The sequence below is a fragment of the Pseudonocardia sp. genome (genome assembly GCF_029263155.1).
Taxonomy (GTDB): domain Bacteria; phylum Actinomycetota; class Actinomycetes; order Mycobacteriales; family Pseudonocardiaceae; genus Pseudonocardia.
In genome coordinates, this window is record NZ_JAJCYB010000082.1 from 1 (window position 1) to 6311 (window position 6311).

General features: G+C 72.0%; 7 protein-coding genes. All 7 read right to left on the reverse strand.

The annotated features are described in order from the left end of the window. Positions 1-236 precede the first annotated feature (236 nt). Positions 237-1988 (reverse strand): thiamine pyrophosphate-binding protein, encoded by a 1752-nt coding sequence (locus Q1K26_RS17360; RefSeq protein ID WP_300013714.1) that lies wholly within the window; start codon positions 1986-1988, stop codon positions 237-239. Positions 1989-2027: 39 nt separating this feature from the next. Further along, positions 2028-2951, reverse strand: coding sequence for a hypothetical protein (locus Q1K26_RS17365; protein ID WP_300013724.1), 924 nt, complete (start codon positions 2949-2951; stop codon positions 2028-2030). Then, complete coding sequence (locus Q1K26_RS17370; protein ID WP_297661208.1) at positions 2951-3292, reverse strand: bifunctional 3-phenylpropionate/cinnamic acid dioxygenase ferredoxin subunit; 342 nt, start codon at positions 3290-3292, stop codon at positions 2951-2953. Before Q1K26_RS17370 ends, Q1K26_RS17365 begins: the two co-directional genes overlap by 1 nt. A gap of 5 nt (positions 3293-3297) precedes the next feature. Next, the gene (locus Q1K26_RS17375; RefSeq protein ID WP_300013717.1) at positions 3298-4260 is read right to left on the reverse strand and encodes a hypothetical protein; all 963 of its coding nucleotides are present in this window, start codon (positions 4258-4260) and stop codon (positions 3298-3300) included. A gap of 28 nt (positions 4261-4288) precedes the next feature. Next, entirely contained in the window at positions 4289-5128 is an 840-nt protein-coding gene (locus tag Q1K26_RS17380; protein ID WP_300013719.1) for an alpha/beta fold hydrolase, read from the reverse strand. Positions 5129-5187: 59 nt separating this feature from the next. Continuing rightward, positions 5188-6030, reverse strand: coding sequence for an alpha/beta fold hydrolase (locus Q1K26_RS17385; RefSeq protein ID WP_300013720.1), 843 nt, complete (start codon positions 6028-6030; stop codon positions 5188-5190). A 34-nt stretch (positions 6031-6064) separates the two neighbouring features. Beyond that, positions 6065-6311, reverse strand: a 247-nt coding sequence (locus Q1K26_RS17390) for an aromatic-ring-hydroxylating dioxygenase subunit beta (protein ID WP_300013722.1), incomplete at its 5' end; no start/stop codon positions are given.

Genomic DNA, 6311 nt, shown 5'->3' on the forward strand with positions numbered 1-6311 from the left:
AAACGAGCCCGACACAACAGCTACCGGGTCAAGAAGACCAGCGAGCCGGCCAGCATCCGCCACCGAGCACCGGCCACGATCAACATCCGCGGGCTGAAACCCAGGTCGGCAGCATGATCGACTTAAGCTACGTGGCATTGCACCTTGAGGGCGTTGTCCACCGATTCGATCGGATACTGCGGTTTCGGCCGGTGGGGACCTTCGTGCGCGGGCGCGGCTTTCTCCACAGCAGAAGTCTAGTCCGGCCCCGCAGATGTCGGCCACCGCGCGGACGGCGGGGTGAGTCCCGGCGGCAGGCCGTAGAGCTGGTCCTGGACGACGTCGATGATCGCCGGACGGCCCTGGGCCAGCGCCTCGTCCACGGCCACCTCCAGGTCGGCGTCGGTCTCCACCCGACGTCCGAAGCCTCCGAGCGAGCGGGCGAAGTCCGCGAAGTCCGGGTTGCCGTAGAACACGCCGAGATAGCGGCCGCCGTGGGTGGTCCGCTGGCGGTCGCGGGTGTTGCCGTAGGAGAAGTTGTTCATCACGATGTTGACCAGGCCGATCTTCTCCCGGACACAGGTCTCGAAGTCCTGGGCGACCATCCAGAAGCTTCCGTCACCGTTGACGGTGACGACCCGCTGGTCCGGGCGGGCCAGTGCGATGCCCATCCCGGCCGGCAGCCCCCACGCCATGGCGCCGCCCGCGGAGGCGTACAGGCTCCCCGGGCGCGGCAGGCGCAGGTACCGGTGGGTCCACGGGGCGAAGCTGGGCGCGTCCTGCAGCAGGAGCACGCCGTCCCGGGTGGCCAGCCGTTGCAGGACGCGAACCGCGCTGAGGCTGCTCACGCCGGTGCCGGGGTCGTCCGCGACGAGATCGTCGGAGCCCGTCGAGGACACCCGCTCGAACTCGTCCCGCAGGGCGCGCAGCCGGGCCCGACGACGGGTGCGCTGCGCGTCGCCCGGCTCCGGTGCTGCAGTGGCCTGTGCTGCAGTGGCCGGTGCTGCGGTGGCCAGTGCTGCGGCGGCGAGCCGCGCGTCGGACACCAGCCCCACGTCGGGCACGTAGACCCTGCCGAGCTCGGAGGCGTCGATGTCGACATGGACGAGCCGCGTCGTGGCGGAGAGGAGCGTCCATCCGTTCGTGGTGAACTCGGAGAACCGGCAGCCCAGGGCCAGCAGGACGTCGGCGTCGCGCACGGCCCGCTCGGTCACGTCGTGGGCGCCGTAGCCCAGGGCCCCCAGGTAGGCCGGGTGGTGGTGCGGGACCGCGCTCTGACGCATCCACGTGGTCATGACCGGTGCGTCGAAGCGTTCCGCGAGCCGGAGGTAGGCGCCGGGATCGCCCGCTGCACCGCCGCCCAACAGGATCACCGGGCGTTCCGCGGTGGCGAGCAGCTCGACGGCCTCGCGCACGCCGTCGGCGGCGGGCGCGGGAGGGTGGCTCCGCCGTCGGGGCGCGGGTCGGAGCTGCCCGGGGGCAGGCGCCTGCAGCACGTCGAGGGGCAGGGAGACGACGACGGGCCCCGGTCGGCCGGTGACGGCTGCGCGTACCCCACGCTGGAGCAGTTCCGGGATGCGCAGGACGTCCTGGATCTCCACCGTCCACTTCGTCATGGGCCGGAACGTGGCCACGATGTCCATCTCCTCGAACGCGCGGCGTCCGGCGATGCTGCCGGGAACCTGTCCGATCAGCACGAGCAGCGGGACGGACTCGTCGTACGCGTTCTGGACGGCGATGGCCAGGTTGGCCGCCCCGGGACCCCGGGAGGCCAGGCAGACTCCCGGTTGCCCGCCGGCGCGGGACACGCCGTCAGCCAGGAACCCGGCGACCTGTTCGTGCCGGGTCGCGACGAAACGGATGGTGTCCTGGCGGGCGAGGCTGTCGATGACGTCCATCACCGTCGTGCCCGGGACGCCGGCAACGAGGCGGACTCCCTCCTGGGCGAGGCATTCCACGACCAGGTCGGCGCCGTTGCGCGGAGGTGGATCACGGGTCGGCTCCGGCACGGAGCTCCTCTCTGGTGGGGACACGGTGCTCGGCCGGCGTCAGGCCGAGGGCTGCCAGCAGGCGAATCCGAGACCGGTGACCGCGTGGTGGAGGGGCACGTAGTCGACGACGTGGGCAGGGAGACCGGCGAATGCTCCCGCCACCACGATCCACGACCGGATCTCGCCGGTGCCGCCCCGCAGGGCATCGGAGTCGACGCTGAACATCGTGGTCAGCTCCTCGCCCCGGCCCTCGGCGATGCGGTCGAGCACCCAGCGGTCGAGCCGCTGGTCGATCCAACCCGCGCGCGGCCCCATCGGGTCGTGCGAGAGGCCGCCGGAGCCCACGACGACGATCCGCTCCGGCCGCCCGTCGGCGATCTCCCGGATCGCCCTGCCCAGGTCGTAGCAGCGCTGACCGGAGGGCAGGGGATCGTGGTAGGCGTTGAGGAAGACGGGGATCACCGGGATGCCCGTCTCGGCCAGGCCGAGGAACTGCGCGGGCCGGGTGAAAGCGTGCCCGATGCCGTCCGGGCGGCTGAGCGGCCGGAGCTCGGTCATGACGGCAGGGTCGAACCCGCGTCGCGTCAGGCCGGCGGCCAGGTGCGACGCCAGCTCGCTGTGGCAGGTGAGCTCCACGCGGCGGTCGAGTCCTGGCTCGTCGCGGAACCGGGGCAGGGTGCTCCCGCTCACCGCGCTGCCGCAGAAGACGGCGAGCGTCGGGTTGAACGCGGGTCCGAAGACCTCGTCCTGGTCGTCCCCGACGATGACCACCGCGTCGGGCCGTGCGGCCTCGATCGCCGCGCGCAACGTGGCGACGCCGTGATCGATCCGCCCGCGGGCGACGGCGTTCGTCTCCGACGTCTCGGCCGCGGCGGCCCGCGGCTGGGGGACGTCGCCGACGAGCATCGCGTAGGCGGACGGCCACCGGTCGGCGGGCAGGAGCACGGCGGGGGCGTGCGACGAGGCCACTCCGAGGACCATCACGGCTTCGCACCCCCCTCGGGGAGTGTCACGTGGACGTCTCCGTCATGCACCGTGACCTCGTAGGTCCGGACCGGGAGCAGAGCGGGGAGCGAACGCGGCCTGCCGGTGACGAGATCGAACCGGGCGAAGTGCATCGGGCACTCCACCTGGCAGTCCGTCACCTCGCCGTCGGCGAGCGAGGCGTCGGCGTGGCTGCACATGTCGCTCAGCGCGAACAGCCGGCCCCCGTCGTTGAACACCGCGATGGGCTCGGGCAGCTCGGGACGCTCGATCCGAATTCCCTCGCCGGCGGGAACGTCCCGCACCGCGCACACCCGGACCTGGACGCTGGACGACATCGCCGTCACCGATTTCTCCCCACCGGTTCAGGCGTCCACGCGGCGACGGCCATCCCCATCATTGCCCGATAGAAGGTCTGGTACTCGACGAAGTCCGCCGGCAGGTCGCCGAGCGCACCGATGAGGGCGATCCAGGCGCGCAGCTCCACCTGGCCGTGTTCCAGGAGGTCGGTGTCGGTCAGCTCGCCGAGCCTGCCCCCGTCGCCTCCTTCCACCAGCTCCCGCACGACGTGGTCGAAGGCGGCGTCGATGGCGCCGTGGGTGTGCGGCCCGCGATAGGCGTCCCACGGATATCCGGCGGTGAAGTGCGACCAGCCGCCGGAGGCGTAGACCGCCACCCGCTCGCCCTCGGGCCGGTCCCTGACGACGCGGGCCAGGAGCTGCCCGAACTGCGCGCATCGCCACGGCGGCACCGCCGGGTGGTGGATGGCGTTGAGGAAGACGAGCACGACCGGTATGTCGGCACGCGGCAGCATGTCCGCGAGCACCTGCGTGTGCGCGTGCGACCTGAGCTCGCCGTTCGGGAACGAGCCCAGTCTCGCGATGTCGAAGCCCTCACGCACACCCTGCTCGAGCAGCGCCGTGGCGAGCCCGCGGTGCACCCGGTGCGTCGCCGCACCGGTCGCCAGCGGGCCGGCGAGGGTGAACTCCTCGCCGACGTGAACCGCGAGTTGGGGGACGTTGCTCGCGTCGAAGTTCTCGTCCTGGTCGTCGCCGATGACGACAAGCGCGTCCGGCCGCTGCTCGGTCAGCAAGGACCGCAGCCGGTCGAGGCCACCGCGGATGCGGGCGTACCCCCGCAGGTTCGCGGCAAGCGTCTCGACACGGACGCCGTCCTGCACCGGTGCTGCCACCCCCCGGCGCTCGTACAGCAGCCGGCGGTTCTGCTCCCGGAACTCGTCCCAGCGCTCGGGCGGCATGAACGCGAACGCGTGCGAGGACGCCAGGCCCGCAACGATCTCTCCCACTGCTCTGCTCTCCCGTGCTTCGGGCAGCTCACGCGGCCGGTGCGGATGACCGCTCGAACAAGGTCATGAGCAGCTCGTGGACCCGTTGGGGCTGGTCGGTCTGCACCTGGTGGCCCGCGCCGTCGACCACGTGGAAGGGCACCTCCGGGTGGAGCTGACGCATGCCGGTCCCCAGCGATCCCAGTGGCGCGGTGCGGTCGTCGGCACCCCAGATCATCGACCAGGGGACCGCGAGCCCGGCCAGCCGTTCCCGTACCTCGAAGACCTGCCGCTGGTCGGGGTCCTCGGTGACGACCGTGCGGTAGCGCCCGAGGGAGTCGAGCATCTCGCGGTGCCCGGGCAGCGACGCGACCGCGAACCGGGCCCCGATCAGGTCGTCGTCGAGCTGCGCCCGATCGTGGACGATCGTCTCGAGGAACGCGACCAGTGACGCCCGCGAGCCGTCGAACCGTGGCAGCGCCACGGCGCGGCCGTCGTCGCGCAGGCCGACCGCGGAGGCCAGGGTGGCGGTGCCGATCGTGCCGACACCCCGGACGCGGGCGGGGTGATCGAGCGCGTATTTCATCGCGACGTAGGCCCCCTGGGAGTTGCCGACCAGGCGCACCCGCGGAAGGCCGAGAACGTCGACGAAGCCCGCGAGGTGGTCGACGAGGGTCTGGAACGAGTAGTCGACCAGCGGCTTGTCCGTGTGGCCGGAGCCGATGAGGTCGATCGCCAGTACCCGGAAGTGCCGGGCCAGCAGGGGGAGGAGCCGGGCCCAGCCGCTCGCGCCGGAGGCTCCGGGGCCGCCGCCGTGCACGAGGACGAGCGGGTCGCCCCCGCCTGCGTCGACGTAGTGCGTCCGGACGCCGTACACCGTCTCCCTCATGGCCCTGACCTGCGGTACCACGACGAATCGGGACTGGGCCGTGATGCCGGTTCCGTCCGTCACGCCGCGGCCAGGAACTCGAGGGCGACCCGGTTGAACTCGGTCTCGTGCTCGATCTGCGCCCAGTGCCCGCAGTCGCGGAACACGTGCAGGCGGGAGTCCGGGATGTCGCGCAACAGCAGGAGACCGATCTCCAGCGGGTTCACGCGGTCCTCCCGGCCCCACACGATGAGGGTCCTCGCCGCGATACGGGCGAACTCGTCGGTCTGGTCGCGCCACGGAGCCGTGGAGCGGGCCGCCGCGTCCCGGTGCGCGGGGTTGCGCGCCGCCCGCACCCTGCTCTCGAGAGCCGCAGCGGACATGAGTCCGGGGTCGAACAGCATCGTGTCGACCAGGGCCCGCATCGTCGTCACGCTCGGATCGGCACCGGCCTCGGCGAGCCGCCGATGGCCGTCGGTCGGCTGCGGCGCGATCACCGTGCGGGTCTTGCCCGCCGCCCCGACGAGGACCAGCCGCTCCGTCCGCTCAGGGTGGTCCACCGCGAAAGCCATCGCGGTGCTCGCCCCCATGGAGTTGCCGACGAAGCTGGCCTTCTCGATGCCGAGGGTGTCGAGCAGGTCGCGCAAGGCCCGCGCCCGCACCGTCGTCGCCGGCTCGCTGTCGAACACGACGGAGTCCGACCCACCGAATCCCAGCATGTCGACGAGCAGCGTCCGGTGCTGCTGGGCGAAGGGCCCGATGTTGCCGCCGAAGTTCGACCACGCCGTCGCTCCGGGCCCGCCGCCGTGGAGCATGACGACGGCCGCGCCCTGGCCGGCTTCGTGGTAGTGGAGCCGGTGGGGCCCCGCCTGCGCGTACCGGCTGGTGCCCTCCTCGCTCGGGGCGACCACAGTCTGAGTCATGAAGTTCCCTTGTCCGAATCGTTCCGGTGGAGGATCAGAAGAAGATGGCGATGCCGCGGGGCAGCACCGTCGAGTCGAGGTGCACCTCGCGACGCGCGATCTTCCATCCGCCGTCGACGCGGCGCAGGCGGTCGCGGCGTCGGCCCGCCCACCACGCCTCGTCGCGCAGCTTCCGGGCCTGGCGCACGGTGAACGCGCTCAGCACGTCGACCTCGTCGGGAGTGGGTGCCTCCTCCACCACGATGTTGCTGATGAGGTGGCAGGTCATCGACACCGGGGTC

What these genes read in the sequence shown, in the direction of transcription:
- Q1K26_RS17385 (WP_300013720.1), bottom strand. Translation starts at nt 6,030, where the DNA reads ATGACTCAGACTGTGGTCGCCCCGAGCGAGGAGGGCACCAGCCGGTAC.
- Q1K26_RS17370 (WP_297661208.1), bottom strand. Translation starts at nt 3,292, where the DNA reads ATGTCGTCCAGCGTCCAGGTCCGGGTGTGCGCGGTGCGGGACGTTCCC.
- Q1K26_RS17365 (WP_300013724.1), bottom strand. Translation starts at nt 2,951, where the DNA reads ATGGTCCTCGGAGTGGCCTCGTCGCACGCCCCCGCCGTGCTCCTGCCC.
- Q1K26_RS17380 (WP_300013719.1), bottom strand. Translation starts at nt 5,128, where the DNA reads ATGAGGGAGACGGTGTACGGCGTCCGGACGCACTACGTCGACGCAGGC.